Annotated in this window: 13 protein-coding genes; 4 read left to right on the top strand and 9 right to left on the bottom strand. The window is 52.5% G+C overall.

What is annotated here, in order from left to right; translation table 11 throughout:
* Positions 1-351 precede the first annotated feature (351 nt).
* The 6 genes from ACYVEA_RS32465 to ACYVEA_RS32440 all read right to left on the bottom strand — a co-directional run bounded on the left by ACYVEA_RS32465 (position 352) and on the right by ACYVEA_RS32440 (position 8,265).
* Positions 352-564 carry a hypothetical protein gene (locus tag ACYVEA_RS32465; RefSeq protein WP_461117536.1) on the bottom strand — a complete coding sequence of 71 codons (213 nt, stop codon included), beginning with the start codon at positions 562-564 and terminating at the stop codon, positions 352-354.
* A 171-nt stretch (positions 565-735) separates the two neighbouring features.
* Positions 736-6,057 (bottom strand): beta strand repeat-containing protein, encoded by a 5,322-nt coding sequence (locus ACYVEA_RS32460; protein ID WP_461117535.1) that lies wholly within the window; start codon positions 6,055-6,057, stop codon positions 736-738.
* Between the two features lie 186 nt (positions 6,058-6,243).
* On the bottom strand, positions 6,244-6,705 hold the full coding sequence (locus ACYVEA_RS32455) for a helix-turn-helix domain-containing protein (RefSeq protein WP_461117534.1): 462 nt from the start codon (positions 6,703-6,705) through the stop codon (positions 6,244-6,246).
* A 186-nt stretch (positions 6,706-6,891) separates the two neighbouring features.
* Positions 6,892-7,014 carry a hypothetical protein gene (locus tag ACYVEA_RS32450; protein WP_461117533.1) on the bottom strand — a complete coding sequence of 41 codons (123 nt, stop codon included), beginning with the start codon at positions 7,012-7,014 and terminating at the stop codon, positions 6,892-6,894.
* Between the two features lie 189 nt (positions 7,015-7,203).
* Entirely contained in the window at positions 7,204-7,551 is a 348-nt protein-coding gene (locus ACYVEA_RS32445; RefSeq protein WP_461117532.1) for a hypothetical protein, read from the bottom strand.
* Positions 7,552-7,974: 423 nt separating this feature from the next.
* On the bottom strand, positions 7,975-8,265 hold the full coding sequence (locus tag ACYVEA_RS32440) for a helix-turn-helix domain-containing protein (protein ID WP_461117531.1): 291 nt from the start codon (positions 8,263-8,265) through the stop codon (positions 7,975-7,977).
* 249 nt (positions 8,266-8,514) lie between these two features.
* Between ACYVEA_RS32440 and ACYVEA_RS32435 the strand changes: the two genes are divergently transcribed.
* Together ACYVEA_RS32435 and ACYVEA_RS32430 are read left to right on the top strand one after the other, a co-directional pair.
* Complete coding sequence (locus tag ACYVEA_RS32435; protein ID WP_461117530.1) at positions 8,515-8,889, top strand: hypothetical protein; 375 nt, start codon at positions 8,515-8,517, stop codon at positions 8,887-8,889.
* Positions 8,890-8,998: 109 nt separating this feature from the next.
* Entirely contained in the window at positions 8,999-9,526 is a 528-nt protein-coding gene (locus ACYVEA_RS32430; protein WP_461117529.1) for an antitoxin Xre-like helix-turn-helix domain-containing protein, read from the top strand.
* A 205-nt stretch (positions 9,527-9,731) separates the two neighbouring features.
* Here the strand turns inward: ACYVEA_RS32430 and ACYVEA_RS32425 are convergent, their stop codons facing one another.
* Complete coding sequence (locus ACYVEA_RS32425; RefSeq protein WP_461117528.1) at positions 9,732-13,052, bottom strand: relaxase/mobilization nuclease domain-containing protein; 3,321 nt, start codon at positions 13,050-13,052, stop codon at positions 9,732-9,734.
* Positions 13,053-13,056: 4 nt separating this feature from the next.
* Positions 13,057-13,575, bottom strand: coding sequence for a plasmid mobilization protein (locus ACYVEA_RS32420; RefSeq protein WP_461117527.1), 519 nt, complete (start codon positions 13,573-13,575; stop codon positions 13,057-13,059).
* 1,044 nt (positions 13,576-14,619) lie between these two features.
* Here ACYVEA_RS32420 and ACYVEA_RS32415 point away from each other — a divergent pair.
* Both ACYVEA_RS32415 and ACYVEA_RS32410 read left to right on the top strand, forming a co-directional pair.
* Positions 14,620-14,847: a division plane positioning ATPase MipZ gene (locus tag ACYVEA_RS32415; protein WP_461117526.1), complete on the top strand. Its 228-nt coding sequence runs from the start codon at positions 14,620-14,622 to the stop codon at positions 14,845-14,847.
* 485 nt (positions 14,848-15,332) lie between these two features.
* A complete protein-coding gene (locus ACYVEA_RS32410; RefSeq protein WP_461117525.1) occupies positions 15,333-16,082 on the top strand; it encodes a hypothetical protein in 750 nt (249 codons plus the stop codon).
* 706 nt (positions 16,083-16,788) lie between these two features.
* Here the strand turns inward: ACYVEA_RS32410 and ACYVEA_RS32405 are convergent.
* Positions 16,789-17,100 carry a transposase gene (locus ACYVEA_RS32405; RefSeq protein ID WP_461117585.1) on the bottom strand — a complete coding sequence of 104 codons (312 nt, stop codon included), beginning with the start codon at positions 17,098-17,100 and terminating at the stop codon, positions 16,789-16,791.
* Positions 17,101-17,236 lie beyond the last annotated feature (136 nt).

The raw sequence follows: 17,236 nt of genomic DNA, 5'->3' as shown, positions 1-17,236 counted from the left end.
GGAGTATAATGATTTAATATTTGTAGTTTTTAAAACGTTCAGAAAAGCCATTATTAGGGAAAATATGCTGAACTATTAAATTGAACGGATTTATTGAACGCAAAAAAGGCCGTTTCCAGCCCTTTCCTCCTACCCTGCCACCGTTCAGAAAAACGTCCGAATAAATCAGGCCAAGACACCGATCTCCCAATCAGCTACCCCGGGTAGCCAGTGACCCCCATAGTGTAGATCGTGTTTCCCATAAAATCAAGGTAGGCCAGTCAAATTTACGCGCATTAGCCTCTACCTACTCCTCAGCCCATACTTCTACCTAACGCCAAGCGGTATGTAACAACCCATGGCCGGATTGACTCAACCGATCTGACCCATCACCTCACAGCAGGCCACCGTGGGTTGAGCCGCCAAGTAGCCCGCTAGCTGCTGAAACACTGTCTGGCAGGCGTGGCTGCTTTCTGCCCCCTGACAGTAGCCCGCACTGGCCCACAGTGTCACCACCAGGCACCGCTCCTTTCCCGGCTCGGTTAGAAACTGCGCTTCCAGAAAGCCCGGCTGACGGGCCAGCACCGGCCGGATGGAGGTTTCAAAGAATTGGGCGACCGCCGGCAGGGTGCCTGGCAGCAACGGCAACCACAGCAGCCAGCCATGGCTCAGACAGAAGCGGGTCATAGTAGGGGAAGAGGATGAGTATACGCCAGCGACCAGCCGAACTTAGGGGTCCGGCTAGCCACCCGGGCATCATTTATTGAAATACTCAATCGTCTCAGCGTCCACATTGTTGTTTAGCCGGGTTTCGGTCCCACTCGGGTCGACCACCGTCGCACTCACACTCAGCCGGCCTTTGGTGGCCCCCGGCGTCAGCGGGCCACTCAGCCCGACACTGAGTCGGCCACCCGCCGGCAGAGGCTGGGTGGAGGTCAGCGTGTACATCCCATCCACGGGCCCACTAAACTGCCAGAGGGTGTTCTGCACGGGTTTGCCTCCCACAATGGTGGCGGCCGGATCAAAGCCCAGCTTGAGCATGGTATCCTCGCTCAGCTTGACGCTTACCGGACCCTGGGTCACCACCCCACCCAGCTCGTAGACACTCACCACCACGCTCACCGAGGTGGGGCCATACACCAGACTGGGTTGGGCAAACAGCAACAGCGTCAGGTCCGAAGGGGTAAGGGGAGGCCCCCCGTTGAGCCGCACACTCACGGTGTTGCTGTTATAATTAGCGGTCAACAGATCCAGATCCCCGTCCCCATCCACGTCCCCCAACGCCACGCTGTTGGGAAAACTCCCGACCCCCGGCTCAGGGTTGATGGCCGGGGGGGTGAAGTTGCCCGACCCGTCGTTGAGCCGTACACTCACCGTGTTGCTAGCGGTCAACAGGTCCAGATCCCCGTCCCCATCCACATCCCCCAACGCCACGCTGTTGGGAAAACTCCCGACCCCCGGGTTAGGGTTGATGGCCGGGGGGGTGAAATTGCCCGACCCGTCGTTGAGCCGCACACTCACCGTGTTGGGGTTATTATTAGCGACCACAAAGTCCAAATCCCCGTCTCCGTCCACATCCCCCAACGCCACGCTTTGGGGATCAACCCCGACCCCCGGGTTGGGGTTGAGGGCCGGGGGGGTGAAGTTGCCCGACCCATCGTTGAGCCGCACACTCACGTTGTCGCTGAACTGATTCGCGGTCAGCAGGTCCAGATCCCCGTCTCCATCCACATCCCCCAACGCCACGCTGAGGGGAAGATCCCCGACCCCCGGGTTGGGGTTGAGGGCCGGGGGGGTGAAGTTACCTGAGCCGTCGTTGAGCCGCACACTCACGTTGTCGCTGAAAGCATTCGCGGTCACAACGTCCAGATCCCCGTCTCCATCCACATCCCCCAGCGCCACGCTGTAGGGACCACTCCCGACCCCCGGGTTAGGGTTGATGGCCGGGGGGGTGAAGTTACCTGAGCCGTCGTTGAGCCGCACACTCACGTTGTCGCTGAAAGCATTCGCGGTCAACAGGTCTAGATCCCCGTCCCCATCCACATCCCCCAACGCCACGCTGTTGGGAGCATTCCCGACCCCCGGGTTGGGGTTGGTAGCCGGAGCGGTGTAGTTGCCCGACCCATCGTTGAGCCGCACACTCACATTATCGCTGTTCTCATTCGCGGTCAGCAGGTCTAGATCCCCATCCCCATCCACATCCCCTACTGCAACGCTGCTGGGACGATCCCCGACCCCCGGGTTGGGGTTGAGGGCCGGGGGGGTGAAGTTGCCCCGACCCGAGCCGCCCACCCCCGTGGTGAACCCGTAGACCTGGCCCCGGATCAGCCGGGCTCCACCCGTGCTCTGGATGGCTGTCGTGCTGGTAACATACACGGTCTCCCCCGGCTTGAAGTCGGTCGCCGGGTTGAAGTTGAGCGTACTGCCGCTCACGCTGGCGCTGCCCCCCGGCCCGTTGCGCAGCAGGCCGCCCCGCTGGGCACTGAACACCCGCACGCCATTTAGCGTGGCGGCATCGGCATTTAGCCCCTGATTGAAGGTCAGGGACACATCGGTGGTCTGGGGCGCCGAGCGGGCGTTGCGAACGGGACTGAACGCGGTGAGGGCCATGCATTGGGTAACCGTCACATCCGTGGTAGCCGTGACGACTTGCCCCTGGCTGCTGATCGTCAGGGTGAAGCTCTGCACGCCCGAGCCACTCGCCGGTAGGCTCCGACTAAAGGCCGGGGTGGTGGCCGAGCTGCTGATGACAGTACTGCCGTTCGAGAGGGTATAGCTGTAGCTGCCGGTGAGGTTACCTACGCTGGCCGTCACCGAGAAGGGTTGACCCGCACAGACGGGGTTGGGACTGGCCGACACCCCCGTCAGGGTGAGGGGGATTGGCCCATTAAGCCGCACACTCACGTTGTCGCTGACACCATTCGCGCTGAGCAGATCTAAATCCCCGTCCCCATCCACATCCCCCAATGCCACGCTGTTGGCCCCACTTCCGACCCCCGGCTCCGGGTTGAGGGTCGGAGCGGTGAAGTTACTCGACCCGTCATTGAGCCGCACACTCACCGTGTTGCTGACTCCATTCGCGGTCAGCAGGTCCAGATCCCCATCTCCGTCCACATCCCCCAACGCCACACTAGTGGGAGCACTCCCGACCCCCGGATTGGGGTTGGTAGCCGGGGGGGTGAAATTACCCGACCCGTTGTTGAGCCGTACACTCACCGTGTTGCTGCCCCGATTCGCGGTCAGCAGGTCCAGATCCCCGTCCCCGTCCACATCCCCCAGCGCCACGCTGTTGGCCCCACTTCCGACCCCCGGCTCCGGGTTGAGGGCCGGGGGGGTGAAGTTGCCCGACCCATCATTGAGCCGCACACTCACCGTGTTGGGGTTATAATTCGCCGTCACAAAGTCCAGATCCCCATCGCCGTCCACGTCCCCCAAGACCACGCTTTGGGGATAATCCCCGACCCCTGGGTTGGGGTTGGTAGCTGGAGCGGTGAAGTGGCCCGACCCGTCATTGAGCCGCACACTCACGTTGTCGCTGTTATAATTAACGGTCAACAGATCTAAATCCCCATCCCCATCCACGTCCCCCAACGCTACGCCGACGGGTTGATTCCCGACCCCCGGATTGGGGTTGATGGCCGGGGGGGTGAAGTTACCCGACCCGTTGTTGAGCCGCACACTGACAGTGCTGCTCAACTCATTCGCGGTGAGCAGGTCCAGATCCCCATCCCCATCCACATCCCCCAGCACCACGTTGCGGGGACCATTCCCGACCCCCGGGTTGGGGTTGGTAGCCGGAGCGGTGTAGATGCCCGACCCGTCGTTAAGCCGTACACTCACCGTGTTGTTGCCCCGATTCGCGGTCAACAGGTCCAGATCCCCGTCCCCATCCACATCCCCTACCGCCACGCTGAAGGGCGTGTCTCCCACCCCCGGGTTGGGATTGGTGGCCGGGGGAGTGAAGTTGCCCCGGCCCGTTCCCAACACCCCGGTGGTGAACTGGTAGACCTGACGAGGGGCCGTATTGCCCCCCCCGCTCTGGATGGCCGTCGTGCTAGTGATAAACACGGTCTCCCCTGGCTTGAAGTTGGTCGACGGGTTGAAGCGCAGCGTGTTGGAGTTGGCCGCCACGCTGGCGCTGCCCCCTTGCCCGTTGCGCCGCAAACCGCCCCGCTGGGCGCTGAACACCCGCACGCCCCCCAACGTGGTGGCATTGGTGCTCAGCCCCTGATTGAAGGTCAGGTTCACCTCGGATTGCACCGGCGCCGAGTGGGCGTTGCGGCCCGGCGCTAGCCCGGTACTGGTGAGGCATTGGGTAACGGTCACAGAGGTGGTGGCGGTGGCGACTCGTCCCTGGTTGCTCACCGTCAGGGTGAAGGCCTGCACGCCTGCGCTACTGGCTGTCAGGGGCTGCGTAAAGGCCGGACTGGTGGCTGTGCCGCTGGTGGTGGTGCTGCCATTGGTGAGGGTGTAGCTGTAGCTGCCGCTGATGTAGCCAAGGGTAGCTTGAAAGGCGATCGGTTGGCCCGCACAGACGGGGCCGTTATTGGTCAGCCCGGACAGGGTGAGGGGAAAGAAGCCGTTGAGCCGCACACTCACCTTGTCAATATAACTATTCGCGGTCAACAGGTCCAGATCCCCATCCCCATCCACATCCCCCAGCGCTATGCTGGAGGGACCATACACATCCCCTATAGTCGGGTTCGCGTTGACCACCGGGCGGGTGAAATTACCCGACCCGTTATTGAGTCGCACACTCACGTCACCCGTGTTAGCATTCGCGGTGAGCAGGTCCAGGTCCCCGTCCCCATCCACATCCCCCAGCGCTATGCTGGAGGGTCCCCCCTGAACACTAAGTTCCGGGTTGGCCGGGGGGGTAAAGTAGCCCGACCCATCATTGAGCCGTACACTCACCGTGTTATTACCAGCATTCGCGGTCACCAAGTCCAGATCCCTATCCCCATCCACATCCCCCAGCGCCACGCTGCGGGGACCAGCCCCTACCGGCGGGTTAGGGTTAGCTGGAGCGGTGAAGTGGCCCGACCCATCGTTGAGCCGTACAGTCACCGTGTTACTGTTGCCCCCATACGTGTTCACAACGTCCAGATCCCCGTCTCCATCCACATCCCCCAGCGTTATGCTGTTGGGTCCTCCCCCTAAACCAAGTTCCGGGTTGGTGGCCGGGGGGGTGAAGTTGCCCGACCCATTGTTGAGCCGCACACTCACGTTATCGCTGTTCTCATTCGCGGTCAGCAGGTCCAGATCCCCGTCTCCGTCCACATCCCCCAACGCCACGCTGAGGGGAGCATCCCCTACCCCAGGCTCCGGGTTGGTAGCGGGAGCGGTGAAGTGGCCCGACCCATCATTGAGCCGTACACTCACGTTGTCGCTGCCCCGATTCGCGGTTACAAAGTCCAGATCCCCGTCCCCATCCACATCTCCTATAGCCACACTACGGGGATCAGAGTCTACCCCAAGCTCCGGGTTGAGGGCCGGGGCGGTGAAATTACCCGACCCATTGTTGAGCCGTACACTCACATTATCGCTGCTGGCATTCGCGCAGAGCAGGTCCAGATCCCCGTCCCCATCCACATCCCCTACCGCCACGCTGGCGGGATAATTCCCTACGCCAGGGTCGGGGTTAGTGGCCGGGGCGGTGAAGTTTCCCTGTCCCATACCGTTCACCTGGGTGGTGAACCCGTAGACCTGACCCCGGATCAGCCGGGCTCCACCCGTGCTCTGGATGGCTGTCGTGCTGGTGACATACACGGTTTCCCCCGGTTTGAAGTTGGTCGCCGGGTTGAAGTTGAGCGTACTGCCGCTCACGCTGGCGCTGCCCCCCGGCCCGTTGCGCAGCAGGCCGCCCCGCTGGGCACTGAACACCCGCACGCCATCTAGCGTGGCGGCATTGGGGTTTAGCCCCTGACTAAAGAGCAGGGTCACATTGGTGGTCTGAGGTGCCGAGGGGGTGTTGCGGACCGGATTGAGCCCGGAGAGGGTCAGCGGTTGGCCGGAGGCCAGCTGGACCAGGGGCCACAGGGCCAGTAGCAGCCCCAGTTTATAGTAGTGGTAGTTCATACGCGTAGATTACTTGAGTGGGTATGGCCCGTCGGAAGGCATAGCCTAGGCCATTGATGGCCACCCGACAAACCGGTCAGGCGGGTATTTTTCCTTCCAGAACCGGCTCAAAGCTAGGGAGGCAGTACCCTTTAAGACGATAAGAAATGATTCAAATACAATAACAAATGGGTTAAAATGGTGCCGTTACGGTAAGTTTTCTCCCTCTTGCGTGACAACCTCCCGAGAGCTCACCGGGTAGCGCTCTCCAAAACCCATGCTGAAGTAGGCCGGACTCTCGAAGCCCACCGGATAGCCCGTCTCACCCACCGAACTACCGGCCCCTAACCGGTGATCCGCCTGCTTGAGCCGGTAGTGGCGCAGCAGCTCGTGGGCCGTGAGGCCCGTCATGGCTTTGACCTTGCCGAACAGGGTAGTGCGGCTCATGCCCCGTTCACTCACCAACTCCTCGAGACCAAAGCCCTCATTGCCCAGGTGGGTCTCGACTAGCGCATACAGGCGGATCAGCAACGGGTAGACGGGCTGGGAAACTGGCTGAGACGACGACCTGACATTCCTCCAATCAGCTGGCCCACCCGCCCGTTGCCGCGGTTGGCTCACTCCTTGCTGGCGCGGGGATAAATGATAAACAAACGAGTTGATGGGCATGATGTAAGGGGTTACCGATGAATACTGTATGGAGGTTTTTGTTTGGGCCTGCAACCGGTTCAGCCCTCGTCTACTCAGCGCCAGCTGACCCGGGCAGGCTACTGAGCCACAACCCACAGGCCGGTAAACCAACGAGCCCGTCACAAACCCGAGTCGGTTGGTGCGTCAACCCGCGGGGCCAAAAATTCAGCCCACGGCCTCATCTTGATCATCGGATGCGCCAGGTGGCCCGCCCCCTGGCCGGGTGTGCTGGTCCAGGCCATCCACCCGAGACGGGCCGGTCAACGAAAGTGTCTGTACGATCTTCATGGGGGTAGTCATCCGAAATAGCTTTGCTAAAGCGTCTATGTAAAATTGGCGGGCAATCGGTTGCCTTGCCCGGAAAGGGGAATAAACGACCAAATTCGGTACACGAACGACCGGATTTGGGTAGTAAATGAAAAGAGGAACCGCTTTAATGAGTATAAGACCCGGTGAATCCTGGCCCGGCAAAAGGCGTTACGCCGGGCCAATCCTGGCCGGGGTCGGAATCCACAGCCGGAAGTAGGTGTCGTGCCGACTCGTCAGGCTCATCTGGCCCCCTAACGGGTCCGTCAATTCCCGAATCAATCGTTGGCTAAAGGAGCCTTTTCGCCAGCAACTAGCCGGGATTGGAGAGTTCAATCCCGTACCCTCCAGCCGAACGTCGGTCCGACCGGTCTCCCCCAGTCCGGGACCATTATCCTGGACCTCGACGAGTAACCCGGTGACCGGGCCATACGTGACGGGCTGGAGCCGAACGGTCAGCTTAGGTTTGGCTACGTGGGTATTGGCGTATTTGAAGGCATTGATCAGCACTTGGTTCATCAGCAGCCCAGCGACACAGCCACATCCAGCTGAATATCGGCTACCTCACCCTGACAGGCGAAGGTCGTAGGCGACGCATTAGGTTTGACAATGATTAAAATCAAAAACAAGTCACTATTGCCGTTCAACCCTCATTAATGTAGCTGTCGACTAACTTGAAAAGCACTTACACCGCTTCTGATATGGGCCAGCTAGTTTTCTACTTACAGCCTATCCATGCTTATGTGCATACAAGCCCCTGCTGTTTTAACTGACCATTCCGTCCAAGGAAAGGGTGGGTTAATTGGCCAAATGAGTCTATAAGCTACTAATAATAAGCTATTTGTGTTATTAATTGTGGTTATAAAATCGTTCTGGAAAACCTCCGATTGATTGAACTAGTTTTAATCGCTAAACCTTACTTTGAACCAAATTTATGATAAGTCAGATGTCAGAGATTTGCCCGCCTGGCGGCCCGGCGGCCTGATTGGTTACACTCAGAGTTGGTAGTTCAAAACTGAAGAGATCACTGAGTGGGATGTCCAGCTTCCTCGCAATCAGGAAGATAATACTTAGACTTGTATTCGTCTCTCCTCGCTCAATATTGGTAATTTGATTTTGACCAAACCCACAACGAAAAGCTAGCTCGGTTTGAGTTACTCCTCTTTGTCTGCGGATTTGCTGTAGTCGTTTGCCAAAGACTTTTAGTGCTTCCTGGTCTCTGTAGTAATTCACAGACCAAAGAATTAAAAAGAAAGGGGGAATAAATAACTACAATTTTGGTTATTTTTGATTTTTACTACTTTTGCATAAGGTATCAGCTAAACAGGATGCCGTTTAAACCTGGTTGTGTGACTGTGGATATAAGTTAAACGATAGTCATTATAAAGCTGTAAGCCAATCTTTAAACTTATTAGTATTTTCGACGTGAAGTTAACCTCTACTAGCCGGACGCATCTTTTTGTGCTTAGACTTCAGCAACTGATGGAACTCTATCAGCTCGATGCGACCCAATTCGCGCAACAAATCAAGGTTGAGCCCACCAGTTTCTGCCAATTGATGGCCCTCCAACCCGTGGAAGCGGAAGTCGTCTTAGCCGTGATTGATCAACTCCATCAGAACATGAAGCTAAACTTTGAGTGGTTTCTGACTTATGATTTGGCCATCATTCCCGATTTATCGGAGTGTCTCGGTACCCTGCTTTATAATCGGGATGGGATGGCCCGGCGAATAAAAGCGCGCCGAGAAACAGTGCAATGGATGCTGCACGGACTCATTGATGAATTGGGGTCTGGAATCGCCGATCCCGACAGCCGGGAGGTGTATTCCAGTAATTGGACAATGGGCAAACTGGAGTGAACTTTATAGCCATGATTGGTAAGACCTTGGAGAGTTACCAAGCGTAGATGTCTCAAAAGCTTATCCATTAACCTTTCGTACAATTACTAATCGGTCGACCGATCAATCAATGAAAACAGACGACATTATTCGGCAGGCTCAGGACCGAGTACCCAGAGAATTCATCCGAGAGTTGACGAGCCTGACCGACTTGAGCCAACAGGATTTAGCTTGGCTGATTGGCTTTCGCGGGCGGACAATCCACAAAACGGCTAAACGCGATTTTTCCATTTTGATATCCGAGCATCTGCTCTTACTGCGATCCGTATTCCAACTGGGATTAGAGGTGTTTGATCAAAACAAGAAAGTCTTTACTCAGTGGTTAAAGACGCCCCGACCCGAACTGGCCTTTGGCCAACCGGCTCCTTCGCCAAGTAACACCAGCCTGTCCTCCTCCGAGCAGACAACCTTGAACCCTACCCCTGATCAACCAGCGAAGGCTGAATCCGCAGAAGTCCAACTTCCTTCAGCTCAATCGCAGCCTACGCCAGTACCCCTAGTCTTCCCTACCCCATTTTCGTTGCTTGACTCCAACACGGGTATTGGTTTAGTAGCGGACCTATTGATGCGTCGTAAGAGCAATCAGACTGACCACTAACCAGTCAGGTATTGATAAAGAGCCCCATTGACGCAATTTCTTTCCAGCAGGGGCTTAGGTCAATGAAATCCGCCCAACGCTCGATTCAGATGGCTGAGCGGATGAATCCAGCCGCTCGCTTGACTAATGCGTTAGCCCAAGTGGTTAGCGGCTGCGGGCAATTGTCCCGAGGGCGATTGTACCGGTCGCTACTGACCAACTACCCTCAGCGTCTGCGAACCCGTTTGGGCTCAGCGTCTTCCCCCAATCGTTTCTTCTTAGGGCGAACCACATTAGCCGATTCACCTAGAATGGCCAACAACCCTTTTTGGGGCACTTGCTGCTCATAGCGCTCCAGTACCATTATTAATGAGTCGTTGGAGGAAAACCTATCCGCCGAGGGAGAATAAAGAGGCATATCCGTCGGCTGACGTTGGGTCGTTGGACGAGTGGGAACTGGTTTACCGGTTGCAGCAGGTGTCCGATGAGGCTGACTGACCAGTTGGTCCAGCAAAGCCTGGGGCTGTAGCACGGCCAATAAATGGGGAAAGGCCTGATAGATACGTTTCTGTTGGTAGGCAACCCGATCGGTCCCGGCGCCACTATCGATGCTGCGCGCCAGGGCACGCATTCGGTGCGCCATGGGTGATTCAGGCGCGGGCCAGGCTCCTTCCAATACGTAGCCGTTCGTTTCCTGGTGCGTCGGAAATTGATCTTTAAACAGATCAGTAACCGGTTGCGGGACGGTTACGTAATGGGTTGGAGCCGTTTTAAAATGACCCATTTGATAGAGAATACCCCCCTGACCGTCCAGTTGCTGATTGACCAGAAACCCCCGTTGGTATAAAGCCGATAGGTAACGCCGGGCGGAGGTGTGCGCGCCAAAGTCTTGTTGCGTATCGATCAATACCTGACTGCCCCGTTGATGGTTGTACCAGCGCTGAAAATCAGCCTGAGCCGATTTCGGCAAAAATCGTTCGATGGTGGGCACGGTCAATCCGGCTACCTGCCGGGCATTGAGATCGGTATACGATTGCGATTCGCTTAGGGTTAGCAGAAAGGCCTTATCGGATGAGGTTAGCTTGATGGGGACTGGCGCGTTCCTGCCAGGATGACTAAAATAGCGTTGTTGATCTGGGGTTAAGCGATACGTAGGTCCGGGTTGCGTCGATGAATCATTCTCTTTTAGTTGTAATTGGCCGGACGTTGAACGTTGCCAGTTCATTCCCAGTTGACTGGCTACCTGGTAGCGTTCGGGTGGGGTTAGTTCGGCGTGGATTAACCATTCGGTTATTTGTTGGCCTTTGGTCGAGAATCGGTTAACCGTATCAACGGCGTTGGCTTTCTCATTTTTTGGTTGATTGAGGCTGTGTTGTAGACGAGACTGCCACGCGATTGCCTGCTCTCGCACGGATGCGGTCTGCCGTGGCAGCTCGTCACATTGAGGGGTGTTGCGGATAAGCCCCGTGAGCTGCGCGGTCTGCTTTAAGTCCAGGGCCTGACTTAACGCAATCAATGTCTGCCCCTCGGTAGAGGATAACTGATTGACTTGTTTGGCTACCGACGGGATAGACTCCCGATCCAGTTGCCGGGCTAAATCAGCCCGGATGGGTGTAAAGTGATCGGGTCGGGTTAAATAATGACCCATTCGGTACGTTCCTGCTCCGAGTGATTCCACCACCAGGCCCCTCGCCTGTAATTGATTGAACAGGGGCTGGTCACTGGCCACATGGGGCAATACCTGTTGGCTATAACGTTTATTTAACGCCCCAGATACTGTATTAAATAAAGGGCCGGTTGTGGCTTTCAGTCGGGAAGCCGGTACCTGATAAAAGCTGATCGGTTCGGGAGGTTGCTGCCCCGTAGCCATCGCCAGGTAGACACTTCTCTCAAAGCGGGACAAGGAATTTAGGAACGCTACCGTCGCCCCTGCCTCCTGGTTAAGCTGCGTTTGACTAACTACGGGTATGACGTAGATTAACTGCGCATCGTCCCGGTGGGTCAGCTTGCGGGAATCAGCAGATAGCGAATAGCCAGCAGCGGTCAGGAACGATTGCTTACTGGTGGCCGATAACGGTAGTTTCCCGGCCAGGTTGACAAACTGTTCGGCTGTCTGGGCAAAATAAGCTTCCTCTTTGGCCCGGATTTCGGGCAACTGACTTTGCTTATAGGCTTCGAGCTGAGCCACGGCCTGGCGGGCATTCTGGGGGTCTACCCCCTCCCCCACTAACAGGTTCGTCAGCTGTTCATGGGGAAATCGCCTGATCAATTGACTCTCAAAATAAACGGGTTTGTTGCCACCAACACCCTGTTGACGTAGCTGTTGATAATAATGGCTAACCCGTCGACGTAAAGCCAGTTGTTGGGGCGTTGGTTCATCAACTTTAGTTGTCGATCCATTGGATTGCTTTCTCGGTTCCCAGTTTGGTCTGGTTTCATTTTCCGCTGTTGAGGAGGCTATCTTCACCCGATTCTGACGGGCAATTAGCAGTTCACTTTGATCGGAAAATGCCGCCTGCTGGGTGGAGCGCGTATAGTCCTTGCCCAACTCGGTATCGGCGTACACATTGCGGTTATGATGGTCGACATACACGTAGTGCGTTCCGGTGTCAATCACCTGAATGCCGACCGCTCGAAGTTGTCCTTTAAAGTCGGATTCGGCGAGTTTAGTATACTGGCCCAGGCTGTTGTGGATACGCTGTCGAGTCGCATCTTTGCCTTGGTTGATCTGACGTTCATTCTGTTTAAATTTTGACTGGAGCCGTTCGTAGGTTGGCGCAAAAGAAAACCGGCTGGCTTTAATAGCTGGGCCAATGGCCTGACCGCGCCGATCGTTCTGCCCATTATGAAGTTGAAAGGTAACGCCGGTGTAAGGTATACCATCAGCGTTCACTCCATCCCGCTGATTCATCTGCACCCGATGCTGGTTTAGGAATTCGGAAAAGGTCAGCATATTGGAAAAGTTATAATCCGTCAGGGCAGTACGGACCACGTTGCCGATGGCTTTTTTAGCTTCGGGCTCTTTGTAGGCCAGAATCTGTTCAGGCAGCAATCCCGTCATTAGAATTTCTTTACCCTGCTTCTCCGCTTCAACTAAATTGTATTCTTTTTCCAGCGCTTTCCGAATGGCATTGCTGCGTCGTTGCTGGTGCGAATCGGAAATTTTTTTTCCTTGATAGTCGACCGATACGGACACAATATGGATATGGGGGTGATGCGTATCTTCATGACGATAGACTAAATAAGGTTGTTCGCCATAGCCTAACCGTTCCATATAAGACTGCCCAATTTTACTCAGTTTCTCATCCGTTAACTGTTCAGAAGGATGAAACGCCAAGGAAACGTGAAACGTGGGTTTACCTATGTTTTCATTGCCCCGCGCGTAACGTTCCAGCTCGCTAATTTTTTGCTTCACCGATAGTGTGTCCTGACTATACGAAATGGCATTATAGCCCCCTAAAAATCGAGCCTCCCCGTGGGCTACTTTGTATTCATTATAGAGCACGGCTCCAGCGGGATTTGCTCCCGTATTGATTCGGGCGACCATTGGATTAGGAATTTAATGTTTCACCCAATAAATCCGCCTGTTTGTATTGTTGATCGCTCCACTGAATCAACTTGGCTATTTCTAGTAATAGCCCTCGCTGCTGAGTAATTTCGGCTCGTACCTCGTTCGATAGATAGACATTGTTCAGCCGTTTAACCGATTGATTATAATTCTGACCAATCGTTCGTAATTGTATCACGAATTGATTTAATAATTTGATGCCTTGATCCAGTCGGTCCAATAGCAATTTTGAATCCACTCCAGCTTTACTTTTTGGTAATAAATTACCGAATACAGAGGTTGCGAACAGACGTTGTTTGGCAAATTCGTTACGCGAAATTTTCCTGGTCAGTCGATGCTGCTGCCAGGCCGCATCAAATGACCGGGCTTCTTCTTCAGTCAGGTGAAGATAGAGCCGATTACTCTTTTTAAGGGCTTCTTCTTTGGTTGGCCTTCCACCTTTGTTGCCCTTTTTTTGATCACGAAGCTCGGTGGATGCTGGCTTTTTAGGGGTTGGCTTCATAAGCATGAATGGTTTTAGGGCTATAAACGATCCTCGATTACGGGGCGGTTAGGGCTCTCGGTTAGGGCTGAATGTGTTAACGAAGTCCGGTTAAGCCGCTTTTTTAAGCCTCGCCGAGCAAGATTCGTTTGCAGCGCAAAAACCGGCCAAAGGTAACGTTTTTTGCCGCGAAAAACACATCTTGCTTTCGCAATGGCGAACCGGTTTTCCGGCGAAAAACGTCCCCTAATAGGCGAAAAGGCTTAAAACGATATTTTTATTAATTAAAAGGTGAAGAGCTGGCTTATGATTTGATAAAGCATCAAGCTTGACCATTATCAATGGTGATTACTTTCCTCTACACCTTCTTGATTCAAAAGTAATTGAGCGGTTTCTAAAAGAAAACAAACTAGTCAAATATATAGTGACCGAAAAAAAAATAATTTGACATCCAGGAAGAATGTGATTTGGCAAAGACTAATTTTGGCGAGTGACCTGTTGAAAAGCCCTATTTTGAGCTAGAGAGACTTTTCCTAAAGATAGTAAAGTCATTAATGGTGCCAAAGTCTTTGTAGTGAATACTATGGCTAAAGGGTATTATAGACGGCAAAGTAACTAATCTGCTAACTACAGTTAAAGTCGCTAAAATGTGACTATGAGAGTGGTCTCTTCAGGATAATTTTGAAAAAAGGGTTTATAGGCTTCTAAGGTATATATGCTCATATAGAATATATAGTGTACCCTATATGGCTAGTGTATAAAGTAACTATAGTTGATAAGCAGTAGTAGTAGCTGAAGTTCCGGAAGTTTTAATAGTAGTTAAAGATTACAAAGTATGTGCAGACTCTACTATCATTCCTTACCGGTATAGCCACTAAATAATGAATAGTGTTTAAAGTCAGTAAAGGAACAATGGTTTCTAAAGCTTCTAAAGAATAGTCATAGTTGGAAGGAATTTTAGTCTTTAAGTGTAACCTCTAAAAAAATAAGGAGTTGAGGTGAAGTCTAATTAGTGATTGCGCTAACAAGAGAAAATAATTTTTTCAAAATAAACATATAGTTAACATGACGAAAGCAGTCAGTTTTAGCCCGCAGAAAGGGGGTCCTGGTAAGACCACGATGACCATTTTAAGTGCTACCTATTTGAACAGTATTGGGGCGAATGTAGCCGTTATTAATACGGATTTTCCGCAACATTCTTTCTTAAGAACCAGAGATAAAGATTTACTAGATCAGCAGAACAAACCGGCAAAAAAAATGATCAACAGGGGAAGAAAAACAACAAAAAATTAAGGTTTATCCTGTAATTGACACTAGCATCGAACAGGCTTCTGTTACCATCAAAAGTTTAAAGACCAGCAATCAATTAGATTTTATCTTTATTGATGTGGCAGGAACCAGGAATATTGATGGTATGGAAAGCGTCTTTAGTGAACTTGATTTAATAATAGAGCCCGCCCAGCTTGAATATAAAAATATAACGGCGGCACTTGAATCGATGAGTATTCTTCGTAAAATGAATCCAACGTCACCTATGGGTTTTTTGTGGACTTAAATAAAACTAATCACAAGACAGCGGAACGTCATGCTTACGAAGATTATTTTCGGCAAAAACACAATTGTTTTGTGTTTGACTATGTGCTAATGGACGCCGTTCGGGTTAGTCAACTCTTAAATACAATTACTCCTCAACCGGCAGTTATTGAAGGGTTCATTAGTAAGCCAGGCAATATACTCCAAGAGAATGAAAGCACAACGGTTAAGTAATAACGACACTCATGGCAAAAAAAGTAAACCTACCACCACTTCCAGATAATAAACCATCCGGGAGCATACTGGCCTATCTAGAGCAAGTACGCCAAAAGCGAGAGGATAATCCGTCGGAGAATGAGCGAATAACTAATTCTACGGAGAAGTCAGCTATCCCGGAAAAATCTCATTTAATGACAATGACTACGAATCAACTGTCAACTGAATTGGAGCCGGAGAATAACTCACCCATGGCGGACAAGGTGGAAAAAAATCAAACTGAATCTACCGTCCAGCACCCACCAACTGCTGAAGGAATGTTTGACGACATACCCAAAATTTTGGACAAATCTGAGTCTTTGGAAGTAGGTGTCACTGAGGAAGAAAAAATCACCTCAGGGTCTGCTAATCTACTGACCTCTTCTTCAAACGAAAATGGCAATGGTGCTAAAAAGAAAGTAAAAGGGGTAAATAAGCCGACAGAGTCTTTGTTAGTTGACTATTTGAATAATCTCCCAATTGAGTTTACCACTTATTCCTTTACAAAAGGAGAAATGAAAGTTCGGGTGTCCGAAGATATGGCCTATTTTTTAAAACTACTGAGTGAGAGTTGTCCAGAAGCGAAAGCCATACGCTATTTATCAGAAAATTTAATTAATCGACTTCTTTGGCAATTTTTTCAGACCTATGGCGCTGAAATAGAAGCCTTACATCAAGAAGTGGAGCGCCAGCGACTAATGAATCATACCCGACGAATGGGAAGCCTGAAAAACAACTAGGATCGTTGATAATTTGATTCAACGCTATAGCTTCTCCTTCAAAAAGTTTTACAACAGGATTAAATAGGGTGGGGATCAGTAAAGGGACTTACCGTATTTACGTATCAACTTAACACACTATCTGAACACGATGAACCTACTTGGATTTTTAGCCATTGTTATCGCCGTTACGGGGTCCTTTAGCTGTTGCAACTGATCGTTAAAGGCAAAGATCGAATTGACATCAATCTGTCTATAGGCCGTAGCAGCCTGCCCAGGCTGGAAGTTCCCATTTAATCAGCTGAGCCCGATAAAACTCCGGCCTCCACAAAGTCGGATTCGGAGTTAGTATTAGGCGATGTTGTTACTTATGGCGGTCAAATTCCCCAGCCCTCCTCCCCTGTCAGCAATCAGGCTGATTCCTCAGGTTCCGGATAGCCCGATTAACCGAATCAGGCTATCTACCTGGATTCAATCGATGAGGACTTTGACGAGCATAGCAGCTTTTCGCTGTTATCGGATAAATTGAACCAGTGACTCAACACGACGACGCCAACAGGTGATGCCTTGACGAAAGTATGAAACTGCCATTGATTCGCTCCCATTTCGGTACACCTTCTGTTTCAATGAACCCATTTCAAACGCTTCTTTTAGAGAAAATACATAAGCCATTACCACAATAGCGATGAGCAACATGATCTTGCCGTCGTTTTTGAAGTTCAAATCTTCAATCGGGGCCGCCCGTGCGATTGAATCCCTGAGTTTTGAGATGTTTAAAATAGGTTTCGATCCGCCATCGACGTCGGTAGGCTTCCATAATTTTGACATTGTGAGTGAGGCTGGAAATGAAGTATAGAAGTGGTTCATCAGGATCGTTTTTAGGGTTTTTGAGCATGACAACAGAAAGCGGGCAGTCATTTAGGATGAACCTTTTGAGAACGCCCCGTTTGCGATGATAGGCTTGTCGGGTAAGCTTCGAATAAGCTGGGCCAGGTGCTGCACTGATAGCCAGCCGATAACAGCTTTCACTAAGTCGGATGACAAAGTCAACGTCTTCTAAATAAAGATAGCGAAGCCACCGCTTCGGCCTTTAGATTTGAGCCAGTGTAAAATTCCAAGAATGTCCTACCTTGGAAAGCTCTCAGAATGAGAGTAAACCAGTGCCAGTGGGGATG

The sequence above is a fragment of the Spirosoma jeollabukense genome (assembly GCF_054777855.1).
The sequence above is the reverse complement of the archived record's forward strand: the minus strand, read 5'-3'. Positions and strand labels throughout refer to the sequence as shown.

Excerpts from the sequence above, each read along its gene's own strand:
- ACYVEA_RS32460 (WP_461117535.1), bottom strand. The coding sequence starts at position 6,057 with ATGAACTACCACTACTATAAACTGGGGCTGCTACTGGCCCTGTGGCCC.
- ACYVEA_RS32455 (WP_461117534.1), bottom strand. The coding sequence starts at position 6,705 with ATGCCCATCAACTCGTTTGTTTATCATTTATCCCCGCGCCAGCAAGGA.
- ACYVEA_RS32450 (WP_461117533.1), bottom strand. The coding sequence starts at position 7,014 with ATGAAGATCGTACAGACACTTTCGTTGACCGGCCCGTCTCGGGTGGAT.
- ACYVEA_RS32445 (WP_461117532.1), bottom strand. The coding sequence starts at position 7,551 with ATGAACCAAGTGCTGATCAATGCCTTCAAATACGCCAATACCCACGTA.
- ACYVEA_RS32435 (WP_461117530.1), top strand. The coding sequence starts at position 8,515 with ATGGAACTCTATCAGCTCGATGCGACCCAATTCGCGCAACAAATCAAG.
- ACYVEA_RS32430 (WP_461117529.1), top strand. The coding sequence starts at position 8,999 with ATGAAAACAGACGACATTATTCGGCAGGCTCAGGACCGAGTACCCAGA.
- ACYVEA_RS32425 (WP_461117528.1), bottom strand. The coding sequence starts at position 13,052 with ATGGTCGCCCGAATCAATACGGGAGCAAATCCCGCTGGAGCCGTGCTC.
- ACYVEA_RS32420 (WP_461117527.1), bottom strand. The coding sequence starts at position 13,575 with ATGAAGCCAACCCCTAAAAAGCCAGCATCCACCGAGCTTCGTGATCAA.
- ACYVEA_RS32415 (WP_461117526.1), top strand. The coding sequence starts at position 14,620 with ATGACGAAAGCAGTCAGTTTTAGCCCGCAGAAAGGGGGTCCTGGTAAG.
- ACYVEA_RS32410 (WP_461117525.1), top strand. The coding sequence starts at position 15,333 with ATGGCAAAAAAAGTAAACCTACCACCACTTCCAGATAATAAACCATCC.